We start from the raw sequence: 23,757 nt of genomic DNA on the forward strand, positions 1-23,757 counted from the left end.
TGACGCCGGTGTGACACCGGATCCTGGTCCTTCTGTGGTGCCCGCGGCCGCCGAAGTCCCGGGCAACGCACCGGTCCGCCATGCCTTCCCGGGGCGCCGGGAACGGACGATGTCCCGGCTTGCCCGGCTGGCCGGCCGGGGCGGGACCAGCTACTCGCCCATCCTGGAGCCGCTGCTGCGCACCGTCCGGGCCAACAACCCGCGCGAGGACTTCGACCTGATCCACCGCGCCTTCGTGGTGGCCGAGCGCAGCCACCGAGGGCAGAAACGCAAGAGCGGCGACCCGTACATCACCCACCCGGTGGCTGTGGCCACGATCCTCGCGGAACTGGGCATGACGGGCACGACGCTGGCCGCCGCGCTGCTGCACGACACGGTCGAAGACACCGAGTACACGCTCGCCGACCTGAAGGCGGAGTTCGGTCCGGAGATCGCGATGCTGGTGGACGGCGTCACCAAGCTGGACAAGGTGCAGTTCGGCGACGCGGCCCAGTCCGAGACCGTGCGCAAGATGGTCGTGGCGATGGCCAAGGACATCCGCGTCCTGGTGATCAAGCTGGCCGACCGGCTGCACAACGCCCGGACCTGGCGCTTTGTCTCGCCGGAGTCGTCGGCGAAGAAGGCGCGCGAAACCCTGGAGATCTTCGCCCCGCTGGCGCACCGGCTGGGCATGAACACCATCAAGTGGGAGCTTGAAGATCTCTCCTTCGCGGCCCTGCACCCGAAGGTCTACGAAGAGATCGTGCGGATGGTGGGGGAGCGCACCCCCGAACGGGAGAAGTACCTGACGACGCTGCGCACCAAGATCGGCGACGACCTGCGCGCGGTGAAGATCAAGGCCACGATTACCGGCCGGCCCAAGCACTACTACTCCATCTACCAGAAGATGATCGTGCGGGGTAAGGACTTCGACGACATCCACGACCTGATGGGCATCCGGGTACTGGTGGATACGGTCCGCGACTGCTACGCGGCACTCGGTGCCCTGCATGCGCGCTGGAACCCGCTGCCCGGCCGGTTTAAAGACTACATCGCCATGCCCAAGTTCAACATGTACCAGTCGCTGCACACCACGGTGATCGGCCCGGGCGGCAAGCCGGTGGAAATCCAGATCCGCACCCACGAGATGCACCGCCGCGCCGAGTACGGCGTCGCGGCCCACTGGAAGTACAAGGACATCGCCCGCGGCGGGACGGCCGACGGCGGTGACATGGGCTGGCTGCGCAGCCTGGTCGACTGGCAGCAGGAGACCAGCGACCCCGCCGAGTTCCTGGACTCCCTCCGGTTCGAAATCAACGCCAAGGAAGTCTTCGTCTTCACGCCCAAGGGCGAAGTCATGGCGCTGCCGGCAGGATCAACGCCGGTGGACTTCGCCTATGCCGTGCACACCGAGGTCGGCCACCGCACCATCGGTGCGCGGGTCAACGGCAAGCTGGTCCCGCTGAACAGCGAACTCAGCCACGGCGACTGGGTGGAGATCTTCACCTCCAAGGCGGAGGGCGCCGGTCCCAGCCAGGATTGGCAGGGCTTCGTCAAGAGCCCGCGGGCACGGAACAAGATCCGCCAATGGTTCACCAAGGAGCGCCGCGAAGAGGCGATCGAAAAGGGCAAGGACCAGCTCACCCGCGCCATGCGGAAGCAGAACCTGCCGCTGCAGAAGATGATGACGCACGACGCGTTGATGTCGGTGGCGCAGGAACTTCACCACGCCGACGTGTCGGCGCTGTACGCCGCCGTGGGCGACGGCCACACGTCCGCCCAGAACGTGATCGAGCACTTGGTCGGCCTGCTCGGCGGACGCGAGGCGGTCGAGGAGGCCGAGCCGTCGCTCCCGACGACGGTCAGGCGGCCGAAGCATCCGGACTCCGGCGTCACCGTCGTGGGGGTCGGCGACGTCTGGGTCAAGCTGGCCCGGTGCTGCACCCCGGTCCCGCCGGATCCCATCATCGGGTTCGTCACCCGGGGCTCGGGGGTGTCGGTGCACCGGTCCGACTGCCGCAACGTGGCGGAACTGCGCGAAAGCCCCGACCGGATCGTCGATGTCGCCTGGGCGCCCACCCAGTCCAGCGTGTTCCTGGTGGAGATCCAGGTCGAGGCGCTGGACCGCAAGAGCCTGCTCTCCGATGTCACCCGGGTGCTCGCCGAGAACCATGTCAATATCCTCTCCGCCACGGTGCATACCTCGAGCGACCGGCTCGCGATCTCGCGGTTCTCCTTCGAGATGGGCGACCCGAAGTACCTCAGCCATGTGCTCAGCGCGGTCCGGCGCATCGACGGCGTCTACGACGTGTACCGCACCTCGGGGTCCCAGCGCCGCTGATCCGCCCGCCCGCGGTGGGACGCCACTCCGCGGCCGCCTCGCAGGAGCGTTCCCGCCGTCAGGCCGTACCCGTCGCCGAGTCCAGGCGCTGCAGGGCCCGGGCCTTGCCCGGCAGCCTCGGCCTCGCCTCCACCGCCTGCCGGACGGCGTCCAGCGGGCAGTCGAGTCCGCTGGCCCCGGCCAGCGCCCGCAACACGGGGATGGCCTCTTGGTCCGGAACGTGCAGGGCCACGTCCAGTGCGGTCCTCAGCGGCGTGCTCACCGGGACCCCGCCGATGGTCACGGTATCCAGGGGGCCAAGTGTCACTTCGTGGATCAGGGCAAGGCGATACCTGCCCTGCGACGTGGTCCTGTGCCGGTGGTCCAGCAGCACCGAGAGTTTCTGCGGGGCCGGCGCGCAGCCGTAGACCCATGCCGCCGTCATCCTCCCCAGCACCACTTTCCGGCGGACATGCCCGGGCAGGCTGAAGTACGCGGCTGCCGCACGGTGTCGGGGCGTGATCGGCTCCCATGGCAAGGCAAACCCCGGACCGTAGACGTTGACTAAGAGGCCCTCCAGACGCATGCACTCAAGTTCGCTGCGGCTGAACGGATGCCCCGGCCGCAGTACCGCCGGCGCGGCCTGGGCGGTACGTTCAGCCGCCGTGGCGGCGGGATGTAGACGGGCCATGCAGACAGCATGCCAAACGGGCCGGGACAGCCGAAGGGCCCCCGAACGCCTTGTGGAAAGCCGTTCGGGGGCCCTCGGGTTGTGTAGGGCTTGGTCCTCTAGGAGAAGTCCTCCGCTGAGCGCTGCAGCGTGTCGAGCCACTGGCGGCGCGCCTCCAAGGCCTCCCGGGCCTTGGCGATCCGCCGCTGGTCGCCGGCCTTTTCGGCCTGGGCCAGGTCATCCTCGAGCCCGGCGATGGCCGACTCGAGCTGGGACAGGGCGCTGTTGGTGCGGGCCTTGGTCTCCGGATTCGTCCGGCGCCAGTGATCGTCCTCCGCGGCCTTGACCGCATCCTCGACCTTGCGCAGGCCGGCATCGATCCGCTGCATGTCGCCGCGCGGAACCTTGCCGGCTTCCTCCCAACGATCACGGATGGACTGCAGGGCCTTCTTGGCTGCGGACAGATCGGTCACTGGCAGCAGCGCCTGCGCCTCGGCGACCAGCGCTTCCTTGACCACCAGGTTGGCGGCGAACTCCTGGTCGATTGCCTCGTTGGCGGCCTGGCGTGCCGCGAAGAACCTGTCCTGCGCCGCCCGGAACCTGGCCCAGAGCGCGTCGTCGTCCTTGCGGCTGGCGCGCTTGGATGCCTTCCAATCGTCCATCAGCTTCCGGTACTCGGCCGCGGTGTGGCCCCAGTCCGTGGAGGTGGAAAGCTCTTCGGCCCGGGCGATCAGGGCTTCCTTGGCGGCCTTTGCCGCGGCGTTGTCGCTGTCCAGTTGGCTGAAGAACGCGCGGCGGTGCCGATCAAAGACCGTCCGTGCCGAGCGGAAGCGTTTCCACAGTGCGTCCTCGGTGCTGCGGCCCAGCCGGATGCCGTTCTTCTGGGCGGCCTTCCACGCGTCGAAGAGTTCGTTCATGCGGGCGCTGCTGGTTTTCCACTGCACCGACGACGGGTCCTTGCCGGCGATCTCCTCGGCTTCGGCGACGATGGCTTCGCGGGCCGCCAGTTCTGCGGCTCGCTGGGCTTCCTGGTTTGCCTTCTCGGCCTTCTGCAGTTCGCTGATGGCTGAGCCAAGTTTCGCCAGCCGGGACTCGAGCGCGGGCACGTCGCCCACCATGTGCCGCTCGGCCACCTGGGCCTTCAGATGCTCAAGGGTCTTGTGCATGTCGTTGGAGGGAGCCTTGGCTTCGACCCGCTGTTCCAGCAGGGCAGCCTGGGCCGCCACGTCGTCATACTTGCGCACGAAGTAGGCCAGCGCCTCGTCCTTGCTGGCGTCCGGGTACTGTCCGACCGGATGTTCCTGCCCGTCGACAAGTAGGAAGACGTGGCCGTCGTCGGTGACGCGGGCCCACTTGGACGCCTCGGACAGCGGTGTGGAGGCGACCGCCGGAACAGGGATGACGTGCTGTGCGGGGGCAGCGGCAGCAATCTTTCCCGGCATGGCCGCCGGCGTGGGCTTGCGGCCCGGGGCGGGCTTCGGGGCCGGTTTGCCTGCCGGCTTCGGGGCACTGGGGGAGGGCGCGGCCGGGGCCTCGTCCTCGGTGGCCTGCGGCGCCGCCTCTGCGGCAGGCGGCTGGCCGGCTGCCGAGCCGTTTGCCGTTTGGTCGGTCGGAACCTGTTCCGCTGCCAAACCGTTTGCGGCTTGTTCGGTCTGGGCGGTCTGGGCTGCTTCGTCGGATTGCTGACTGGGTGTCACCGCTAGAACTCTTTCGCTTGTGCCTGGGGCCGCGTATTCAGCGGCACCATCGTGGTGGGGTGCTCACTGGAGGGTGAACGACTCTATTGTTACCGGTATCTTAGGCGGGCCGTCCTGGCTGTCGGCATCCTCGACGCCTCCGGCCGCGATCTGCTCGATGACGTCCAGCCCTTCGGTTACCTTACCCATAATCGTGTAGCCGCCGGTATCTTGCGGGATGGTGGAATCTTTCCACGCAATGAAGAACTGCGTCCCGTTGCTGTAGGTATCGGCGCCGCGGGCGACGGCGATTGTGCCGGCCGGATACACGCCGTCTTCGGGGGTGTTCTCCACCGGGCCCCACTGGTATGCGGGATCGCCGCCGCCGGCCCCGTCCACGGAACCGCACTGCAGCACGCCCATGCTGGCGGCGGTGGTGAGCCGGTGGCAGGTCTTGCCCTCGAAGAAACCGTCCCGGGCCAAGGTGCTGAAGACCGCTGCCGCCTGCGGCGCCACGTTGCCGTCCAGTTCCACACCGATATCGCCCTCGTTCGTGGCGATGGTGCCGTTGAAGACCTTTCCCTCGGCGATCTCCGGCGACGGGATGCCGGCCGCGTTCGCGGAGGGCGGCGGCGAGGCGACGCCTTGCGGGTCTTCGAGGCCCCGGCGGACCTGTTCCACCTCGGACGGAGTGGGGTTCGAGGCGAACACGGTCATCTGCACGATCACGCCGCCGACTACCAGTGCCGCCAAGGCTGCGCCGCCGATGATGTTGTCGCGCTTGCGCCGCGCCGCCTGCTGCCGGCGCAGGTCGCGTTTGGCCTCCATCCGGGCAATGCGGCGCCGGGTTTCGCGGTCATGACGGCTCCGGGCCAAAGCTCCTCCTGGTCGTTGCGCTAATAGACTCCGCCCGGCGCCGGGGCGGCGCCCGGCAGCGCGTTTGGTTCCGCTGCCGTGGCAGGCCTTAAACTGGTCCAGCAGCCAGTCTAGCGATCCAGTGCCGCAGCACTGCCGCCGGCTTTAATGCACCCGCCTCATCCTTACCCCTCATCTACTAGGAGATACGTCCGTATGGCACGCAAGGCCTCCCTGTCAGGCTTCCCGGAATGGCTTCCGCAGGAGAGGCTTGTGGAGCTGCATGTTCTGGATTCCCTGCGCCGGACGTTTGAGCTGCACGGTTTCTCCTCCATCGAGACCCGCGCCGTCGAAACCGTGGCCCAGCTGCTGCGCAAGGGCGAGATCGACAAAGAGGTTTACGGCCTGCACCGCCTGCAGGCCGACGAATCCGAGGGCAAGTCCGAGGACAAGCTGGCCCTGCATTTCGACCTTACGGTCCCGTTCGCCCGCTACGTCGTGGAGAACGCCGGCCACTTGGCCTTCCCGTTCCGCCGGTACCAGATCCAGAAGGTCTGGCGGGGCGAGCGTCCGCAGGAGGGCCGGGCCCGCGAGTTCACCCAGGCGGACATCGACGTGGTGGGCGACGGCGAGCTGCCCTTCCGCTACGACGTGGAGCTGGCGCTGGTCATCGTCGAGGCCCTCAGCGCGCTGCCCATCCCCGAGTTCAAGCTGCGCGTAAACAACCGGAAGCTGGCCGAGGGCTTCTACCGCGGGATCGGGCTGACCGACACCGCCGGGGTACTGCGCAGCATCGACAAGCTGGAGAAGATCGGTCCCGAGAAGGTTGCCGCGCTGCTGCAGGAAGAACTGGGCGCCACCGACGAACAGGCGCAGGCCGCGCTGAAGCTGGCATCCATCCGCACCGAGGACACCTCCTTCGTGGACCAGGTGCGGGCGCTCGGAGTCCGGCACGAGCTGCTGGACACCGGCCTGGCCGAGTTGGAGGAAGTCATCGGCGAGGCGCACCGGCGCGCCCCGGGCAAGGTGCTGGCCGACCTGAGCATCGCCCGCGGCCTGGACTATTACACCGGCACGGTCTACGAAACCGTCCTTGTGGGCCATGAGCAGCTGGGATCCATCTGCTCCGGAGGCCGTTACGACGCGCTGGCGGCCAAGGGCAACCGGACCTTTCCCGGCGTCGGCCTCTCCATCGGCGTGACCCGGCTGGTCATGCGGATCCTGGGACAGGAGTTCGCCGTGGCGTCCCGGCAGGTGCCGACGACCGTGCTGGTCGCCCTGGCCAACGAGGACAGCTGGTCGCAGGCCCAGGACGTGGCGGGGGAGCTGCGTTCACGCGGCATCAGCGTGGAGGTGGCCGCGAAGGCAGACAAGTTCGGCAAGCAGATCAAGTACGCGGACCGCCGCGGCATCCCCTACGTCTGGTTCACCTCCGTGGCCGACGACGGCAGCCTCAGCCACGAGGTCAAGGACATTCGCTCCGGCGACCAGGCCGCGGCGGATCCGGCGGTCTGGACCCCTCCGGCGGAGGATCTGGCCCCGCAGATCACCGCGGCCGCCCACTAAGGGCGGCCGCGGTCGGGCGGCCCTGCTCAGCAGCCGCGGTTGGCGGCGACCCCGCTCAGCCGCCGCGGTTGGCGGCGACCCCGCTCAGCCGCCCGGACGGCGGCGGACCGGCGCCAGCGCCGCGCGGCCGACCACGCCCGCGCCGAGCACGGCCAGCATCATCACCACGGACGTGACCGGCAGGGTGAAGGCCAGCAGCAGGCAGCCGAGGAGCCCTGCGACATTCAGCAGTTTCGGCGCGTGCCAGGGCCGCTCGTCGAGGGTGAGGGCGGCCGCATTCGTGACGCTGTAGTAAATCAGCACGCCGAAGCTGGAGAGCCCCACCACGGCGAGCACATCCTGGGTGAGCAGCAGGAAAATGACGACGGCGGCCACCACCAGGTCCGCCACCCACGGAACCTTGAACCGGGTGCCCACCGTGGCGAAGACGCGCGGCAGGTCGCCTTCCCGGGCCATGGCGAACGTGGTCCGGCCGACACCGGCGATCAGCGCCAGCAGGGCGCCCAGGCTGGCGAGGGCGACTGCGATGCCCATGGCCGTGGTGCCCACGCCGCCGCCGACCTCCTCCATGACGGCGCGCAGCGGGGCATCGCTCTCCGCCAGCAGCTCGGGCCCCAGGTAGCGCAGCAGTCCCAGGCCGATCAGCACGTAGAGCACGAAGGTAATCAGCAGCGCGGAGAAAATAGCGAGCGGAATCAGCTTCTTCGGTTCCCGGATCTCTTCGCCCATGGTGGCGACCCTGGCGTAGCCGGCGAAGGCGAAGAAGAACAGCCCCGCGGCCTGCAGCACACCGTACGGGGACGCGGCGATCTGCCCGCCCGGGACCCCGACCGGATCGGCGTCGAAGGCCACAACGACCGCGAACACCAGCACGGCGGCCACGAACGACACGATCCACCGGGTCACCCAAGCGGTCCGGGTGATGCCCAGCAGGTTGATCGAGGTCAGCACGACGACCGCGGCCACGGCAGCGGCCGTGGCATACTCCGGGAAAACGTAGAGGCCGAAGGTCAGGGCCATGGCCGCGCAGGAGGCAATCTTGCCGGTCACGAAGCTCCAGCCGGCCAGGAAGCCGGGCCATTCGCCCAGCCGCTTCCGTCCGTAAATGTACGTGCCGCCGCTGGTGGGGTAGAGGGCGGCCAGCTGCGCAGTCGCCGCCGCGTTGCAATAGGCCACGAACGCCGCGATGCCCAGCGCCAGCGGCAGCCACGAACCGGCCGCGGCGGCCGCGGGACCAAACACCACGAAAACGCCGGCACCGATCATGGATCCGACGCCCACGGTGGTCGCGTCGACCCCGCCGAGGCGGCGTTCCAGCGACGATTCACTACTCACAGTTGCTCCAGCTCCTTGCCCGCTGCGCCCCGCGCCGGCCGGCCGGTCCGGGCCATTTCCCCTCGCGCGACGGCAGCCGAGGTCCGGGGCGCAGCTTGATCAACGGTAAACTCGTCTACATCTCCACTCACCATAGCCGTACCCCGCCGCCGCACCAGGTAAACAGCGGGCGGCGAACAGATGAGCGAATCGTTCTACCGGAAGGACTGTTGTGCTGCGCACACACGACCTCGGCACCCTCAGGGCCGAGCACATCGGACAAACCGTTACCCTCGCCGGCTGGGTGGCCCGCCGCCGCGACCACGGTGGTGTGGCGTTCCTTGACCTGCGCGACGCCTCCGGTGTGGCGCAGGTAGTAGTCCGCGAGGAGGACGTGTTCCATTCGCTCCGCAATGAATACGTGCTGCAGATCAAGGGCACCGTGGAGAAGCGCCCGGAGGGCAATGAGAACCCGGCCCTCGCCACCGGTGAGGTGGAGGTCATGGCCGAGGACGTCGTCGTCCTCAACACCGCCGACCCGCTGCCGTTCCAGGTGGACGAGCATGTGGAGGTGGGCGAGGAGGCCCGCCTCAAGCACCGCTACCTGGACCTGCGCCGGCCGGGCCCCTCGAAGGCGCTGCGGCTGCGCTCGGAAGCCAACCGGGTGGCGCGCGAACTCCTGCACGGCGACGGATTCGTGGAGATCGAGACCCCGACGCTGACCCGCTCGACGCCCGAAGGCGCCCGCGACTTCCTGGTCCCGGCGCGCCTGGCCCCGGGGGCCTGGTACGCGCTGCCGCAGTCCCCGCAGCTGTTCAAGCAGTTGCTGCAGGTGGGCGGCTTCGAGAAGTACTACCAGATTGCCCGCTGCTACCGCGACGAGGACTTCCGCGCCGACCGCCAGCCGGAGTTCACCCAGCTGGACATCGAGGCCAGCTTCGTGGACCAGGACGACATCATCGCCCTGGGCGAGCGGATCGTGCAGGCCCTGTGGCGGCTGATCGGCGTCGAAATCAGCACCCCGATCCCGCGGATGACCTACGCCGAGGCGATGGACAAGTACGGTTCGGACAAGCCGGACCTGCGGTTTGGCCAGGAACTGACCGAGCTGACCGAATTCTTCAAGGACACCACGTTCCGAGTCTTCCAAGCGCCCTACGTGGGTGCGGTGGTGATGCCCGGCGGGGCCTCGCAGGCCCGCCGCACCCTGGACGCCTGGCAGGAGTGGGCCAAGCAGCGCGGCGCCAAGGGCCTCGCCTACGTGCTGGTCCAGGAGGACGGGGAGCTGACCGGCCCGGTGGCCAAGAACCTCACCGACTTCGAGCGCGAGAACCTCGCGGGCACCGTGGGCGCCAACCCCGGCGACTGCATTTTCTTCGCGGCCGGCGACCGTGCCGCCTCGCGAGCGCTGCTGGGTGCGGCTCGCGTGGAAATCGGCCACCGCACCGGCCTGATCAACGAGGGCGACTGGGCGTTCGTCTGGGTGGTCGACGCGCCCATGTTCGAGCCTGCCGAGGCGGCCGTCGCCTCCGGCGACGTGGCCGTGGGCGGCGGCAAGTGGACGGCCGTGCACCACGCCTTCACCTCGCCGAAGCCGGAGTTCATGGACACGTTCGACACCGACCCGGAGTCGGCGCTGTCCTACGCCTACGACATCGTTTGCAACGGCAACGAAATCGGGGGAGGCTCCATCCGTATCCACCAGCGGGACATGCAGGAACGCGTGTTCAAGGTGATGGGGCTGGACAAGGAGTCCGCGCAGACCAAGTTCGGCTTCCTGCTGGAGGGCTTCAAGTACGGCGCCCCGCCGCACGGCGGCATCGCCTTCGGCTGGGACCGTGTGGTCGCCCTGATGGCCGGCGAGGAGTCCATCCGCGAGGTCATCGCTTTCCCGAAGACCGGCGGCGGCTACGACCCGCTGACCGCGGCGCCGGCACCGATCACGCCGCAGCAGCGCAAGGAAGCCGGCGTCGACGCCAAGCCGCAGCCCAAGGACGCGGCCAAGGAGGCCGGGGCCAAGGCGGAGTAGCCGGGCACTGATCCGTCCCTGACGTACGACGGCGGGCGCGCGCCCCTTGCGGTGCGTGCCCGCCGTGCTGTCTGCTGGGAGCATGCAGACAGCTACCGGCGCCGGCGTCGCCGTCGTCCCCGCAAACCAAGCCTCCTGGGAGGACCTGCAGGCAGTCTTCGGCACCCGCGGCGAAGCGGCGCGTTGCCAATGCCAGTGGTTCCAGACCCCGGCGGCCCGGTGGCGGGAGGAGCTGGTCGAGGAACGGGCTTTCCGGCTCCGGGCCGAAACCCGGTGCGGTGATCCAGAGGCCGGTTCCACCAGCGGCCTGGTGGCCTATCTGGACGGCGAGCCGGCCGGCTGGTGCGCCGTGGAACCCCGGACGGCCTACCGGCGCCTGAGCACCAGCAGAGTGGTGTGGGCCGGACGCGACGAAGACCCCGACGACGGGACGGTGTGGGCGGCGGTGTGCTTCACCACCAGGACCGGCTTCCGGCGCCGCGGCATCAGCCGGGCCCTGGCTTCCGCGGCCGCCGCCTGGGCAAAGGAGAACGGCGCCCGCGCCATCGAGGGCTACCCGCTCATCCCCAAGCCCGGGCAGCGGCTGACGTGGGGCGAACTGTACGTGGGCAGCCACAGTATCTTCAGCGCCGCGGGGTTCCGGGAGGTCACACGCCCCACGCCCCGCCGCGCCGTGATGCGCATCGACTTTTAGGGAATAGCGCGGCCGGTCCCCGGGCGTCAGGGTGCAACGATAGCCTTGACGTGTGAGTGACTTGTTCAGTGCCGCCGCGGGCGACGATGAAGACTACGACGGCGACGGCCGGGGACCGGATTCCGACGGCGAGGCCGACGCCGGATCCGGGCGTCCGCGCAGCCCGCTGGCGGTCCGGATGCGGCCGCGCACGCTGGACGACGTGGTCGGCCAGCAGCACCTGCTCCAGTCGGGATCGCCGCTGCGGCTGCTGGCCGCCGGCGGTGCGGCCACCGGACCGGCGGGGCCGTCCTCGGTGATCCTGTGGGGCCCGCCGGGCACCGGCAAGACCACCTTGGCGCACGTGATCGCCCGCGGTCCCGGCCGCAAGTTCGTGGAGCTCTCCGCCATCACCGCCGGCGTCAAGGACGTGCGCCGGGTGATGGACGAGGCCCTGACCGCCCGCGACTTGCACCGGATTACCACCGTGCTGTTCCTGGACGAGATCCACCGCTTCAACAAGGCGCAGCAGGACGCGCTGCTGCCCGGCGTCGAGAACCGCTGGGTGGTGCTGGTCGCCGCGACCACCGAGAACCCGTCGTTCTCCGTGGTCTCGCCGCTGCTGTCCCGCTCGCTGCTGCTGACGCTGCAGCCGCTGACCGCCGACGACATCGAGTCCCTGCTGGTGCGGGCCGTGGCGGACGAGCGCGGGCTGGCCGGGCGGGTGGCCCTGAGCGACGAGGCACTGGAACACCTCGTGCGGCTGGCCGCCGGCGACGCGCGCCGCGGCCTCACCGCGCTGGAAGCCGCCGCCGGAGTGGCCTGGGGCGAGTCCGGCGGAACCGGCGAGGACGGCGCCCCGGTCCTCGTCGAGCTCGCCCATGCCGAGCGTGCCATGGACCGTGCCGCGCTGCGCTACGACCGGGCCGGCGACCAGCACTACGACATCACCAGCGCCTTCATCAAGTCGATGCGCGGTTCCGACGTGGACGCGGCGCTGCACTACATGGCCCGGATGCTGGAGGCGGGGGAGGACCCGCGGTTCGTGGCCCGCCGGATCGTAGTCCATGCGTCCGAAGACGTCGGCATGGCCGACCCCACCGCGCTGCAGACGGCCGTCGCCGCCGCCCAGGCCGTGCAGCTGATCGGCATGCCCGAGGCCCGGCTGGTGCTGGCCCAGGCCGTGGTCCACATCGCCACCGCACCGAAGTCGCCGGCCTGCTACCTGGCGATCAACGCGGCAGTGGCGGACGTGCGCGCCGGACGCGGCCAGGGAGTTCCCGTGCACCTGCGCGACTCCCACTACGCCGGCGCCAAGGGGATGGGCCACGGGAAGGGCTACGTGTACTCGCACGATGCCCCGCACGGGATCGCCACCCAGCAGTACGCACCCGACGACCTGGTGGGCCGGAACTACTACGAACCGACCACCAACGGCGCCGAGCGGGAGATCTCCGCCCGGGTGGACCGGCTGCGGAAGATCATCCGCGGCGGATAACGACGGCGGTGCCCGGGCTCCAACGACGGCGGTGCCCGGGCTCCAACGACGGCGGTGCCCGGCCGTGCAAAACCTAATCGCGGCGCGGCTTGCCGAAGTCCTCCGTGTCCAGGCTGATGGTAAACGGGCCCGAATTCACCAGCTCCAGCTCCATCATGGCGCCGAACACTCCGGTTTCGACTTGCGCGCCGAGCACCCGCAGCGCCGCCACGAAGTCCTCCACCAAGGGTTCGCCGACCGCCGCCGGGGCGGCCGCCGACCAGGACGGCCGCCGGCCGCGGCGGGTATCGGCGTACAGGGTGAACTGGCTGACCACCAGCAGCGGGGCGCCGGCCGTGGCACACGACTGCTCGCCGTCGAGGATCCGCAGCTGCCAGGTCTTCTGCGCCAGCGCCACGGCGTCGTCAGGGGTGTCGGTGTGGGTGGCGCCGACCAGCACCACCAGTCCGGGACCTGGCAGGGCGCCCACCACGGCGCCGTCGACACTGACGCTGGCGCGGCTGGCGCGCTGCAAAATGGCTCGCATGGACCCAGCCTAGGCAAAGCCGCCCCTCCGCACGAATGGCGGCGGCCGGAAGCCGGCACCCGGACGCGTGCGGCAGCAACCCGAGCTGCTGCTAGAATGGTTGGCTGACTGGCAAGCCGTTCTTCACGCGCCGTCAAACCCCGGATCACATCAGAGGTGGGGCCAGACGCGTGCCGCGAACGGACTGTAGCTGAAGGTAGCGGTTGACCAACGCTCTCCGATACATGGAGGCCAGCAAACCATTGCACCGCACATAACTGGAAGGACATCGTGGCTAACAACACACGAGCCCGCCGCAAGGTCCGCATTTCGCGTGCCCTTGGCATTGCCCTGACGCCCAAGGCTGAGAAGTACATGGAGCGTCGCCCGTACGGCCCCGGCCAGCACGGACGCGCCCGCCGCAAGCAGGACAGTGACTACGCCGTACGTCTGCGCGAGAAGCAGCGTCTGCGTGCCCAGTACGGCATCCGCGAAGCACAGATGACCCGTGTCTTCGAGGAAGCCCGCAACACCGCCGGCCTGACCGGTGAAAACCTGATCGAGCTGCTGGAAATGCGTCTTGACGCCCTGGTGCTGCGTGCCGGCTTTGCCCGCACGATTGCCCAGGCCCGCCAGCTGGTGGTGCACCGCCACATCATGGTTGACGGCAAGCGCGTGGACCGCCCGTCCTTCCGCGTTTCCGAAGGCCAGCTGATCCACGTCCACGAGCGCTCCGAGAAGATGCCCCCGTTCCAGGTGGCAGCTGCCGGCGCTCACCGCGACGTGCTCCCCAACGTTCCGGCGTACCTGGATGTCGCTTTGGAGAAGCTGCAGGCCCGCCTGGTCCGCCGCCCCAAGCGCTCCGAGGTCCCCGTGACCTGCGAAGAGCAGCTGGTGGTCGAATACTACGCTCGCTAGGCCCGTTGTCCCGGGCGTGAAACCCCGGGACAGCACCTGCGAGATGCCGTCCCCGTGCGCGGGGTCGGCGCAGAACAGCCCGCGGCATCGCCGCGGGCTGTTCAGTAGGTAAGGTGTTGTCAGTGGCGGTACGGTGCCTGCGTCCAGGTGCGCCCCGCCGTCGTTAGCCGGAACCCGCAGCCGATGGCCCGCCCATGCCGCGCGCGGAACCGGAGTACGCCAAGAACCAACAAATAGGAGCGTTTGAGCCCATGTCAGGTGGAGATATCGCCGGTCTGATCGCCGCGGGCGTGTTCGCGGTGCTGGTGGCCCTGCTGGCCATACCGGTCTGGAAGCTCGGCAAGGTGTTTGACGAGCTGCGCCAGGCAATCCGGGACATCAGCGACGGCACCACGCCGCTGATCGGCGAAGTGACCACCACTGTGAGCACCACCAACGAACAGCTCAGGAAGGTCGACGGGATCTCCAACCACGTCTCGGACGCCTCCGCCAACCTGTCGGCCCTGACCTCGCTGGTCTCCGCGACCCTGGGCTCGCCTTTGATCAAGGTGGCCGCCTTCTCCTACGGTGTGCGCAGCGCCTTCAATTCCGCCGGCAAGGGCGCGCCCGAGGGCAAGCGCCGCCGCGGCCGCTGACCGGAAAGAGGAACCCACATGAAGCGAATAATCTGGATGGCCGCCGGCGTGGCGATCGGCGTGCTCGCGGTACGCAAGGTGTCCCAAACGCGTGAGGCGTTGGGCCCGGCGGGCCTGAACCGCGCCCTGGCACAGGTGGCCGACTCCGTGGCCAACTTCGCCGACGCGGTCCGCGACGGCATGCAGGAACGTGAAACCGACCTGCGCCTGGCCCTGGGCATCGATTCCGCCGACGACGTCCGCAAGCGATAAGTTTTTTACGGTCACCGAAGCCGCAGCCCGGCGCCCACAACCGTATTGCACCCCGGAAGGTAAGACACAGGCACCATGAAATCCCATGAGATTGTCCGCCGCTGGCTCGACTTCTTCGAGAAGAAGGGCCATTCCGTGGTCCCCTCCGCGTCCCTCGTGTCGCCGGATCCCTCGCTGCTGTTCACCGTGGCCGGCATGGTGCCGTTCATCCCGTACCTGACCGCCCGCGAGACGCCACCGTACCCGCGCGCCACCAGCGTGCAGAAATGCATCCGCACCGCGGACATCGAAGAGGTCGGCAAGACCGTCCGGCACGGCACGTTCTTCCAGATGTGCGGCAACTTCTCCTTCGGCGACTACTTCAAGGAACAGGCCATCGCGATGGCCTGGGAACTGCTGACCAGCCCGGTGGAGCAGGGCGGCTACGGCCTGCCGCCGGAGAAGCTCTGGATCACCGTGTACGAAGAGGACGAGGAAGCACTGGCCATCTGGCGCGACCAGGTGGGCGTTCCGGCCGAGCGGATCCAGAAGTCCGGCAAGAAGGACAACTACTGGTCCACCGGCCAGCCCGGCCCGGCCGGCCCCTGCTCGGAAATCTTCTACGACCGCGGCCCGGAGTACGGGATCGAGGGCGGCCCGATCGCCGACGAGACCCGCTACATCGAAATCTGGAACCTGGTCTTCATGCAGTACCAGCGCGGCGCCGGCATCGGCAAGGAAGACTTCGAGATCCTGGGCGAATTGCCGCAGAAGAACATCGACACCGGCCTGGGCATGGAACGCCTCGCGATGATTCTGCAGGGCGTGGAGAACATGTACGAGACGGACCAGGTCCGCCCCGTGCTGGACAAGGCCGCGGAGATCTCCGGCAAGGAGTACACCAGCGCCGAGTCCGACGACGACCCGCACCACGGCGACGATGTGCGAATGCGCGTGGTGGCCGACCACATCCGCTCCTCCCTGATGCTGATCTCCGACGGCGTGACCCCCTCCAACGAGGGCCGCGGCTACGTGCTGCGCCGGCTGATCCGCCGCGCGGTGCGCGCCATGCGCCTGCTCGGCGTGGAACGCGCCTGCCTGCCGGACCTGCTGCCGGTCTCCCGGGATGCGATGAAGGGCACCTACCCGGAAGTGGCCGAGGACTTCGAGCGCATCAGCCGGATTGCCTACGCCGAGGAGAAGGCGTTCCTGCGCACCATTGCCTCCGGCACCGCGCGGCTCGAGGAGGCCGTGAAGGAATCCAAGGCCGCCGCCAAGCCGATCTCCGGCGAGGACGCCTTCACCCTGCACGACACCTACGGCTTCCCGATCGACCTGACCCTCGAGATGGCCGAGGAAGCCGGCCTGCAGGTGGACGAGGCCGGATTCCGCACGCTGATGGCCGAACAGCGCGAGCGCGCCCAGGCCGACGCCCGCGGCAAGAAGCTGGGCCACGCCGACGTGACCGTCTTCCGCGAGATGCTCGCCGACGGCGAGACCGTCTTCACCGGCTACGACGAACTCACCACCGAATCTACGGTGCGAGGCATCGTCCGCGGCGGCGAAGTGCGCGGCTTCGCCGGCCAGGGCGAGGAAATCGAACTGGTGCTCGACGCCACCCCGTTCTACGCCGAGGCCGGCGGGCAGGCCGCGGACGTCGGGCTGATCACCGGCGACGGGTTCGTGGTCGAAGTGCTCGACGTGCAGAAGCCCGTCAAGGGCCTGAGCGTGCACAAGGCCGTGGTGCGCGAGGGCGAACTGCCCTCCGGCGCCACGGTGCAGGCCGCCGTCGACGCCCAGCGACGCCAGGCCGGCGAGCAGGCGCACACCGGCACGCACATCATCCATGCGGCCCTGCACCAGATCCTGGGCCCGGAGGCGCTGCAGCGCGGTTCCTTCAACAAGGCCGGCTACCTGCGCTTCGATTTCTCCTGGGGCGAGGGCCTCTCCGACGCCGCCAAGTCGGAGGTCGAAGAGGTCTCGAACCTGGCCATCCGCAACAACTTCGAGGTCCAGACCCGCGTCATGCCCCTGGCCCAGGCCCGCGAGCTGGGCGCCATGGCGCTGTTCGGCGAGGCCTACGGGGACACCGTGCGCGTGGTGGAGATCGACGGCGCGTGGTCCCGCGAACTTTGCGGCGGCACCCATGTGGAGGCCACCTCGCAGATCGGTTCGCTGACCCTGCTGGGCGAGGCATCGGTGGGTTCGGGCAACCGGCGCGTGGAGGCGTTCGTGGGCATGGAGGCCTTCCGCCACATGGCCGCCGAGCGCGCGCTGGTGAACGAACTCTCCGAAATGCTGAAGGTGCCGGGGGCACAGCTGCCCGAGCGGATTTCCGCCACCCTGGCCAAGCTCAAGTCCGTGGAGAAGGAGCTGGACAAGCTCCGCAAGGAACAGCTCGCCGCCTCGGCCGCCTCGCTGGTGGCCCAGGCCCAGGATGTGGCTGGGGTCCGGCTGCTGGCGCACCATGCCGGCGAACTCAGCGGCGCGGACGACCTGCGCAGCCTGGCCCTGGACCTGCGGACGCGGCTGGGCTCCGACCCGGTCACCGTGGCGATGACGGGGGTGGCCAACGGCCGGCCCCTGATCCTGGTGGCCACCAACGAAGCCGCCCGTGCCGCGGGTGTCAAGGCCGGCGCCTTGGTCAAGACCGCCGCCGGAGTACTGGGCGGCGGAGGCGGCGGCAAGGACGACGTCGCGCAGGGCGGCGGGTCCGATGCCACCAAGATCGACGAGGCACTGGCCGCCGTGACGGCCGCGGTCGCCAACCGCTAGGGCATCCGGTGTCTGTTCCCGATTATCCGCACGGCACCAAGCTTGGTGTCGACGTCGGCGCGGTGCGCGTGGGCGTGGCCAGCTGCGATCCGGACGGGATCCTGGCCACCCCGGTGCGCACCCTGAAGCGCGACGCCAAGAAAGACAGCGACGTCAGGGTCCTGGTGCGGGAGGCCGCCGAGCGGGACGCCGTGCAGGTGTTCGTTGGGCTGCCGCGCACCCTCTCCGGCGGCGACTCGGCCTCCACCGAAATGGCCCGCGACTACGCCCGGAAGCTGGCCGCAGCGCTGGCCGGGGCGGGGTCAGCCGCCCGGGTCAACCTGATCGACGAGCGCCTGACGACCGTGGCGGCGCACCGCGGACTGCGGGAGGCTGGTATGGATACACGTCAACATCGTAAAGTAGTTGATCAGGTAGCCGCAGTGGGTATACTGCAGCAGGCTATTGACATGCAACGGGCCCAAGGGCAGGACGTGGGGACACCTGTCGCACCGCCCGCCGGCAGCCATGTGCCGGCTGCCAGCCATGAGGAGCCGACGATTTCGCACGGACATGACCGAAGCGGGGACCCCGGGACATGAGCAAGCACCCCGACGACTGGAACAACCTGCCGTCCCGGCGCGCCGCACGCGGCCGCCAGGCCGCCGACCCGCGCTTCGACGACACCGTCCCGCCGTATTGGGACGACGACGCCGTACCCGAATGGGAGGAAGCGCCCGCGGACGAGGCATGGCCTTCTCCGCCCGCCCACCCCGCCACGCCCGCGGCCCCCGTCGCCCCCGCTCGGGACGAGCCGGAGGCCGGCGTGGGGGACGCACCGGTTGCGGCCGGCTGGGACGAGCCGGAACCCATCATCGAGGACGAACGGTCCGCCGCCTGGCATGAACCGGAGCCGGCCACCGTGGTCCAGCAGCAGGTTCCCGCCGAGGACGGCGACGCGGAGCAAAACTGGGACGTCGCCGACGACGGCGTCGTGTACCAGGACGACGGACAGGTCTACCACGACGGCCGGCTGGACTTTTTCGAGGACGAACCGGCGCCCGGCCGCAAGGGCCCGGCCCGCAGCAAGCAGCGCGCCCGCCGCCGGCGCAACACGATCATGCTGGTGGTGTTCGCCGTCTTCGCCGCCGGTCTGGTCGGCGTCGTGCTGTTCCTGCAGAACCTGCTCGGCATGGGCGGCGGCCCCGAAGACTACGCGGGCCCCGGGGAGGGGCAGGTAACCTTCACCGTGGAACAAGGCGCCGGCCCGCTGGCCATCGCCAGTTCCCTCGTGGAGCAGGACATCGTCTCCAACAGCGAAATATTCCTCGGCGAGCTGGCCAGCCAGGCCAACGGCCGCGAGGTCCAGCCCGGCGACTACGAGATGCAGTACAAGCTGCCCGCCGCCGACGCGGCCGCCATCCTGCTCGCGGACGTGGGGGAGAAGGTTTCCTACGTTGCCATCAACCGCACCTGGCGGCAGAACGAGGTGTTCGACGCCCTGAGCAAGGGCACGAAGATCCCGGCCTCCGAGTTCGCGGAGCTGGCCAAGAATCCGCAGCAGTTCGATTTGCCCAAGGACGCACGGAACCTGGAAGGGTACCTGTTCCCCGGAGAATACCGCTGGCCGCTGGACGCCACCGCGGAGGACATCATCTCCGAACTGGTCGCCAACACCAAGGAGCGGCTGACCGCGGACGGCATCACCGATCCGCAGGAACAGTTCCGGGTGCTGACCATCGCGAGCATCATCGAAGCCGAGGCGGGCGAGGCCGACTACGCCAAGGTCGCCGGGGCCATCCAGAACCGGCTCAAGCCCGACAACACCGAAACGAACGGCCTGATCCAGTCCGACGCCACGGTCACCTACGGGCTGGGCCGGAAGGGCTACGACATCACGCCCGAGGAGAAGGCCGACAAGTCCAATCCGTACAACACGTACGCGCACACCGGGCTGCCGGCCGGGCCGATCAACTCACCCGGCGGGCCTGCCATCGACGCGGCCGCCAATCCGGCCGACGTCCCCTACTACTACTGGGTGACGGTCAACCTGGACACCGGCGAGACCAAGTTCGCCGAGACACTGGCGGAGCACAACGCGTACACCAAGGAATACCTGCAGTGGTGCAGCGAGCAGGAAGAGGGCCGGTGCAGTTGACGGCCCGTCCCGCGGACGGCGCGCCGGCCGGCACGCGGCCCGCTTCCCGGCAGTACCAGGCGGCGGTGCTCGGCCATCCGATCGACCACTCCCGGTCGCCGGCCCTGCACCGCGCGGCCTATGAGCTGATCGGCTTCGACTGCAGCTACCGGGCCATCGATCTCACGGAGGACCGCGTGCCGCAGTTCGTCCGGAACCTGCGCGCGGAGCGGGACTGGGCCGGGCTGTCGGTGACCATGCCGCTGAAGGCCGCCATGGTCGGCCAGATGGACCGGGTCAGCGAACTGGTGGACGTGCTGGGGGTGCTCAACACCGTGGTTCCCGAGTACGACGGCGGGGGCCGGGTGACGCTCTCCGGCCACAACACCGACGTGGCCGGCATCGTCGGCGCGCTGCGCCACGGCGGTGTCGCAGAGGGCGGGGCGGCGGTGATCCTCGGTGGCGGCGGTACCGCGGCCGCGGCCGCGGCTGCGCTGGCGGACCTCAAACCGTCCGAGGTGACCCTGTGCCTGCGGAATCCGGCCGGCGCCGGGGGCGTGCAACGCATCGCCCGGCACGTTGGCCTGCCGCTGCGGGTGGCCGGATGGGACCAGGCGGCCGACGCGCTGCGGCAGGCCGGGACGGTAATCTGCACACTGCCGCCGCGCGCAGCCGATTCACTGGCCGCGGAGCTGGCGGCGCAGGCCGGAACGGACCGGAGCGGACGCGTGCTGCTCGACGTCGCCTACGATCCCTGGCCCAGCGACCTGGCAGCCGTCTGGCAGCGCCACGGCGGATCGGTAGTCCATGGTTTGGAAATGCTCATCTACCAGGCCGTGGAACAGGTGCGCTTGTTCGCCGGCGATCGCTTCACCGACGCCGCCGAAGTCACAAATGTGATGTGTGACGCGGTAGGTGCACCGCGGCGCTAAACAGCCCGCCGATGCATGGCAGTATTGAAACCATGTTGCGTTGGTTAACCGCCGGTGAATCCCATGGTCCGGCCCTGGTGGGCATTATTGAAGGCGTCCCTGCCGGCGTCGAACTGACCGCGGCCGAGGTCCAGGATGCCCTGGCCCGGCGGCGTCTCGGCTACGGCCGCGGCGCCCGGATGAAGTTCGAAAAGGACCAGGTCACCCTGGTGGGCGGCGTCCGCCACGGCCTGACCCAGGGCGGCCCGGTGGCCATCGAGGTTGCCAACACCGAATGGCCCAAGTGGGAAACCGTCATGTCCGCCGATCCGGTGGATCCGGCGGCCCTGGCGGACCTGGCCCGCAACGCCCCGCTCACCCGGCCCCGGCCGGGCCATGCCGACTTCACGGGCATGCAGAAGTACGGCTTCGACGAAGCCCGCCCCGTGCTGGAACGGGCCAGCGCCCGGGAGACCGCGGCCCGCGTGGCCCTGGGTACCGTGGCCGCGAAGTTCCTCGCCGCGCTGGGCATCCGGCTGGTCAGCCACACCACCGCGGTGGGCCGGGTCTCCGTGCCCGAAGGCTGCCCGCTTCCAGGGCCGGGCGATGTCCTGGCACTGGACGAAGATCCGCTGCGCTGCTTCGACGCCGAGACGTCCGAGGCCATGGTGCTGGAAGTGGACCAGGCGCACAAGGACGGCGAAACCCTGGGCGGCGTGGTCGAGGTGCTGGCCTACGGCCTGCCGCCGGGACTGGGCAGCTACGTGCACTGGGACCGCCGGCTGGACGCCCGCCTGGCCGCCGCCTTGATGGGAATCCAGGCCATCAAGGGCGTGGAGGTCGGCGACGGCTTTCTCACCGCCGCCCGCCGCGGATCGGAAGCCCATGACGAGATCGTCCGCGACGAAGACGGCACCATCGTGCGGGCCAGCAACCGGGCCGGCGGTATCGAGGGCGGCATGAGCATCGGGGAGACCCTGCGCGTCCGGGCGGCCATGAAACCGATCGCCACGGTGCCGCGCGCGCTGTCCACCATCGACGTCACCACCGGGGAGCCCGCCAAGGCCCACCACCAGCGTTCGGACGTCTGCGCGGTGCCGGCGTCCGGCGTTGTCGCCGAAGCGATGGTGGCCCTGGTACTCGCCGAGGCCGTGACCGAGAAGTTCGGCGGCGACTCCGTGAGCGAGACGGCACGCAACCTCCGGTCCTATCTGGCGGCGATCCCGGAGTCGCTGGATTCGATCGGCCGCTAATGGCAGCCGGGCAGCCGCTCAAGCTGCGGCGCCACCTGGTCCTGATCGGCCCGATGGCGTCCGGCAAGTCGACGCTGGGCAGCCAGTTCGCCAGCCGGCACGGCCTCGCCTTCGCCGACAGCGACAAGCGGCTCGTCGAACGCCACGGTCCGATCACCGCGATCTTCGCCTCGATGGGCGAGCACGCCTTCCGCGAGCTCGAGGCCCGCGAAGTGGCCGCACTGCTCGCCGCCGGCCGGCCGCCCGCCGTGGTCTCGCTGGGCGGCGGCGCCATCCTGGACACCGGCACCCAGCAACTGCTGGCCGACTGCACCGTGGTTTTCCTGGACATCGACGTGGATACCGTGCGGCCGCGCATCATAAAGGACACCGGCCGGCCGCTGCTGGCCGGCGACCCCGTGGGCCGCTGGATCGAGACCTTCGGGCAACGCCGGCCGGTCTACGAGCGGCTGGCGGACCTGGTGCTGGACACCCGCGGCAAATCACAGCAGCAACTGCTGGCCGAACTGAGACAACTGCTTGATGAAAGGCACGAACAGTGAGCAACACCGCCGAGGCAACCACCATCCCGGTCACCGGGACCACGCCCCAGGAGGCGTACGACGTCGTCGTCGGCCACGCGCTGCTGGGCCGCCTGCCGCAGGTGCTGGGGGAGCGGGTCCGCAAGGTCCTGGTGATCCACCCGCGCGCGCTGCGTGCCACCGGCGACGCGGTGCGCGAGGACCTGGCCGCCAACGGGCTGGAGGCGCTGACCGCCGAAATTCCGGACGCCGAGGAGGGCAAGCACATCCAGGTGGCCTCGTTCTGCTGGCAGGTGCTGGGACAGAACGACTTCACCCGCTCGGACGCCATCGTGGCCGTGGGCGGCGGGGCGGTCACCGACGTGGCCGGCTTCGTGGCCGCCACCTGGCTGCGCGGCGTCAAGGTGGTGCACATCCCCACCAGCCTGCTGGGCATGGTCGACGCCGCGGTGGGCGGCAAGACCGGCATCAACACCGCCGAGGGCAAGAACCTGGTCGGCGCGTTCCACCCGCCGGCCGCGGTGCTGGCCGACCTGGACGCGCTGCAGACGCTGCCGCCCAACGAACTGGTCACAGGCCTGGCCGAAGCCGTCAAGTGCGGCTTCATCGCCGACCCGGCCATCCTGGAGGTGATCGAAGCGGACCCCAAGGCCGCCAGCACCGCCGGCACGCCGCAGCTGCGGGAGATCATCGAGCGGTCCATCCGGGTCAAGGCCGGGATAGTCTCCTCCGACCTGCGCGAGTCCGGCCGCCGGGAGTTCCTGAATTACGGACACACCCTCGGCCACGCGATCGAGCTGGCCGAGCGCTACCAGATGCGCCACGGCGCGGCCGTTTCTATCGGCCTGGCCTTTGCCGCCGAGCTGTCCCGGATGGTGGGCCGGCTGGACGACGCCACCGCCGACCGGCACCAGGCGATCCTGACGTCGCTCGGGCTGCCCGTGACGTACCGCCGCGACCGCTGGGCCGCGCTACTGGACGGGATGAAGCGCGACAAGAAGGCCCGCGGCGACCTGCTGCGGTTCGTGGTGCTGGACGGCCTGGCCAAGCCCGGGATCCTGGACGTGCCGGACACCTCGCTGCTGTTCGCCGCCTACCAAGAGATCGCCGAGTAGCCCCCGACGCCGGCGCCGGAGGTGGCGCAGGGGTCCGGCGCGCCTTGGATCCGCTCCCACGTTTGGCTGGGCGGCCCATACATCGCCGCACGTCGGGGCCCTTCACGCGGCCGAGACGTGGGCAGTTAGGGCCAAACGTGGGACGCAACCGCGCACCCTGTCCGCGGCAGCGGCTGGCGTTGCCGGCCGCCAGGGCC

At 69.6% G+C, this 23,757-nt stretch carries 20 protein-coding genes; 15 read left to right on the top strand and 5 right to left on the bottom strand.

Going from position 1 to position 23,757, the window contains the following annotated elements:
- Positions 1 to 109: 109 nt before the first annotated feature.
- Positions 110 to 2,320: a RelA/SpoT family protein gene (locus AC5RW2_RS07240; protein ID WP_494014064.1), complete on the top strand. Its 2,211-nt coding sequence runs from the start codon at positions 110 to 112 to the stop codon at positions 2,318 to 2,320.
- Positions 2,321 to 2,378: 58 nt separating this feature from the next.
- Here the strand turns inward: AC5RW2_RS07240 and AC5RW2_RS07245 are convergent, their stop codons facing one another.
- The 3 genes from AC5RW2_RS07245 to AC5RW2_RS07255 all read right to left on the bottom strand — a co-directional run bounded on the left by AC5RW2_RS07245 (position 2,379) and on the right by AC5RW2_RS07255 (position 5,521).
- Positions 2,379 to 2,990 (bottom strand): type IV toxin-antitoxin system AbiEi family antitoxin, encoded by a 612-nt coding sequence (locus tag AC5RW2_RS07245; protein ID WP_494073869.1) that lies wholly within the window; start codon positions 2,988 to 2,990, stop codon positions 2,379 to 2,381.
- A gap of 98 nt (positions 2,991 to 3,088) precedes the next feature.
- Complete coding sequence (locus tag AC5RW2_RS07250) at positions 3,089 to 4,666, bottom strand: DUF349 domain-containing protein (protein WP_494073870.1); 1,578 nt, start codon at positions 4,664 to 4,666, stop codon at positions 3,089 to 3,091.
- A gap of 63 nt (positions 4,667 to 4,729) precedes the next feature.
- A complete protein-coding gene (locus tag AC5RW2_RS07255) occupies positions 4,730 to 5,521 on the bottom strand; it encodes a peptidylprolyl isomerase (protein ID WP_494073871.1) in 792 nt (263 codons plus the stop codon).
- A 195-nt stretch (positions 5,522 to 5,716) separates the two neighbouring features.
- On the opposite strand from AC5RW2_RS07255, the gene hisS reads away from it, so the two are divergent.
- Positions 5,717 to 7,066, top strand: a complete 1,350-nt coding sequence (gene hisS, locus AC5RW2_RS07260) for a histidine--tRNA ligase (protein ID WP_494014060.1) — start codon at positions 5,717 to 5,719, stop codon at positions 7,064 to 7,066.
- A gap of 84 nt (positions 7,067 to 7,150) precedes the next feature.
- On the opposite strand, the gene AC5RW2_RS07265 is transcribed toward hisS, so the two are convergent.
- Positions 7,151 to 8,401, bottom strand: a complete 1,251-nt coding sequence (locus tag AC5RW2_RS07265) for an APC family permease (protein ID WP_494073872.1) — start codon at positions 8,399 to 8,401, stop codon at positions 7,151 to 7,153.
- Between the two features lie 211 nt (positions 8,402 to 8,612).
- Here AC5RW2_RS07265 and aspS point away from each other — a divergent pair, with 211 nt between their 5' ends.
- The 3 genes from aspS to AC5RW2_RS07280 all read left to right on the top strand — a co-directional run bounded on the left by aspS (position 8,613) and on the right by AC5RW2_RS07280 (position 12,580).
- Positions 8,613 to 10,409: an aspartate--tRNA ligase gene (gene aspS, locus AC5RW2_RS07270; RefSeq protein ID WP_494023019.1), complete on the top strand. Its 1,797-nt coding sequence runs from the start codon at positions 8,613 to 8,615 to the stop codon at positions 10,407 to 10,409.
- Positions 10,410 to 10,491: 82 nt separating this feature from the next.
- Positions 10,492 to 11,103, top strand: a complete 612-nt coding sequence (locus AC5RW2_RS07275) for a GNAT family N-acetyltransferase (RefSeq protein ID WP_494049893.1) — start codon at positions 10,492 to 10,494, stop codon at positions 11,101 to 11,103.
- 52 nt (positions 11,104 to 11,155) lie between these two features.
- Positions 11,156 to 12,580: a replication-associated recombination protein A gene (locus AC5RW2_RS07280; RefSeq protein ID WP_494049894.1), complete on the top strand. Its 1,425-nt coding sequence runs from the start codon at positions 11,156 to 11,158 to the stop codon at positions 12,578 to 12,580.
- A 73-nt stretch (positions 12,581 to 12,653) separates the two neighbouring features.
- Here AC5RW2_RS07280 and dtd read toward each other — a convergent pair whose 3' ends face one another.
- Positions 12,654 to 13,106 carry a D-aminoacyl-tRNA deacylase gene (gene dtd, locus AC5RW2_RS07285; RefSeq protein ID WP_494014056.1) on the bottom strand — a complete coding sequence of 151 codons (453 nt, stop codon included), beginning with the start codon at positions 13,104 to 13,106 and terminating at the stop codon, positions 12,654 to 12,656.
- A gap of 270 nt (positions 13,107 to 13,376) precedes the next feature.
- Here dtd and rpsD point away from each other — a divergent pair, with 270 nt between their 5' ends.
- The 10 genes from rpsD to aroB all read left to right on the top strand — a co-directional run bounded on the left by rpsD (position 13,377) and on the right by aroB (position 23,560).
- Positions 13,377 to 14,003 (top strand): 30S ribosomal protein S4, encoded by a 627-nt coding sequence (gene rpsD / locus AC5RW2_RS07290; protein WP_493967703.1) that lies wholly within the window; start codon positions 13,377 to 13,379, stop codon positions 14,001 to 14,003.
- A 251-nt stretch (positions 14,004 to 14,254) separates the two neighbouring features.
- Complete coding sequence (locus tag AC5RW2_RS07295; RefSeq protein WP_493999812.1) at positions 14,255 to 14,638, top strand: DUF948 domain-containing protein; 384 nt, start codon at positions 14,255 to 14,257, stop codon at positions 14,636 to 14,638.
- 18 nt (positions 14,639 to 14,656) lie between these two features.
- Positions 14,657 to 14,890 carry a DUF6167 family protein gene (locus AC5RW2_RS07300; RefSeq protein WP_494014054.1) on the top strand — a complete coding sequence of 78 codons (234 nt, stop codon included), beginning with the start codon at positions 14,657 to 14,659 and terminating at the stop codon, positions 14,888 to 14,890.
- A gap of 75 nt (positions 14,891 to 14,965) precedes the next feature.
- On the top strand, positions 14,966 to 17,644 hold the full coding sequence (gene alaS / locus AC5RW2_RS07305; RefSeq protein WP_494014053.1) for an alanine--tRNA ligase: 2,679 nt from the start codon (positions 14,966 to 14,968) through the stop codon (positions 17,642 to 17,644).
- An 8-nt stretch (positions 17,645 to 17,652) separates the two neighbouring features.
- Complete coding sequence (gene ruvX, locus AC5RW2_RS07310; protein ID WP_494014052.1) at positions 17,653 to 18,225, top strand: Holliday junction resolvase RuvX; 573 nt, start codon at positions 17,653 to 17,655, stop codon at positions 18,223 to 18,225.
- Positions 18,222 to 19,781 carry an endolytic transglycosylase MltG gene (gene mltG / locus AC5RW2_RS07315; RefSeq protein WP_494014051.1) on the top strand — a complete coding sequence of 520 codons (1,560 nt, stop codon included), beginning with the start codon at positions 18,222 to 18,224 and terminating at the stop codon, positions 19,779 to 19,781. Before ruvX ends, mltG begins: the two co-directional genes overlap by 4 nt.
- Positions 19,778 to 20,692, top strand: coding sequence for a shikimate dehydrogenase (locus AC5RW2_RS07320; RefSeq protein WP_494014135.1), 915 nt, complete (start codon positions 19,778 to 19,780; stop codon positions 20,690 to 20,692). The genes mltG and AC5RW2_RS07320 overlap by 4 nt, the downstream gene beginning before the upstream one ends.
- Before the next feature lie 32 nt (positions 20,693 to 20,724).
- Positions 20,725 to 21,924 (top strand): chorismate synthase, encoded by a 1,200-nt coding sequence (gene aroC, locus AC5RW2_RS07325; protein WP_493999807.1) that lies wholly within the window; start codon positions 20,725 to 20,727, stop codon positions 21,922 to 21,924.
- A complete protein-coding gene (locus tag AC5RW2_RS07330; protein ID WP_493999806.1) occupies positions 21,924 to 22,466 on the top strand; it encodes a shikimate kinase in 543 nt (180 codons plus the stop codon). The genes aroC and AC5RW2_RS07330 overlap by 1 nt, the downstream gene beginning before the upstream one ends.
- The gene (gene aroB, locus AC5RW2_RS07335) at positions 22,463 to 23,560 is read left to right on the top strand and encodes a 3-dehydroquinate synthase (protein ID WP_494014050.1); all 1,098 of its coding nucleotides are present in this window, start codon (positions 22,463 to 22,465) and stop codon (positions 23,558 to 23,560) included. Before AC5RW2_RS07330 ends, aroB begins: the two co-directional genes overlap by 4 nt.
- Positions 23,561 to 23,757 lie beyond the last annotated feature (197 nt).

The sequence above is a fragment of the Arthrobacter sp. B0316-1-20 genome, from assembly GCF_059091865.1.

Coding starts and splice junctions, on each gene's coding strand:
- AC5RW2_RS07240 (WP_494014064.1), top strand. CDS start 110: ATGTCCCGGCTTGCCCGGCTGGCCGGCCGGGGCGGGACCAGCTACTCG.
- AC5RW2_RS07245 (WP_494073869.1), bottom strand. CDS start 2,990: ATGGCCCGTCTACATCCCGCCGCCACGGCGGCTGAACGTACCGCCCAG.
- hisS (WP_494014060.1), top strand. CDS start 5,717: ATGGCACGCAAGGCCTCCCTGTCAGGCTTCCCGGAATGGCTTCCGCAG.
- AC5RW2_RS07275 (WP_494049893.1), top strand. CDS start 10,492: ATGCAGACAGCTACCGGCGCCGGCGTCGCCGTCGTCCCCGCAAACCAA.
- dtd (WP_494014056.1), bottom strand. CDS start 13,106: ATGCGAGCCATTTTGCAGCGCGCCAGCCGCGCCAGCGTCAGTGTCGAC.
- AC5RW2_RS07295 (WP_493999812.1), top strand. CDS start 14,255: ATGTCAGGTGGAGATATCGCCGGTCTGATCGCCGCGGGCGTGTTCGCG.
- AC5RW2_RS07300 (WP_494014054.1), top strand. CDS start 14,657: ATGAAGCGAATAATCTGGATGGCCGCCGGCGTGGCGATCGGCGTGCTC.
- alaS (WP_494014053.1), top strand. CDS start 14,966: ATGAAATCCCATGAGATTGTCCGCCGCTGGCTCGACTTCTTCGAGAAG.
- mltG (WP_494014051.1), top strand. CDS start 18,222: ATGAGCAAGCACCCCGACGACTGGAACAACCTGCCGTCCCGGCGCGCC.
- aroC (WP_493999807.1), top strand. CDS start 20,725: ATGTTGCGTTGGTTAACCGCCGGTGAATCCCATGGTCCGGCCCTGGTG.
- AC5RW2_RS07330 (WP_493999806.1), top strand. CDS start 21,924: ATGGCAGCCGGGCAGCCGCTCAAGCTGCGGCGCCACCTGGTCCTGATC.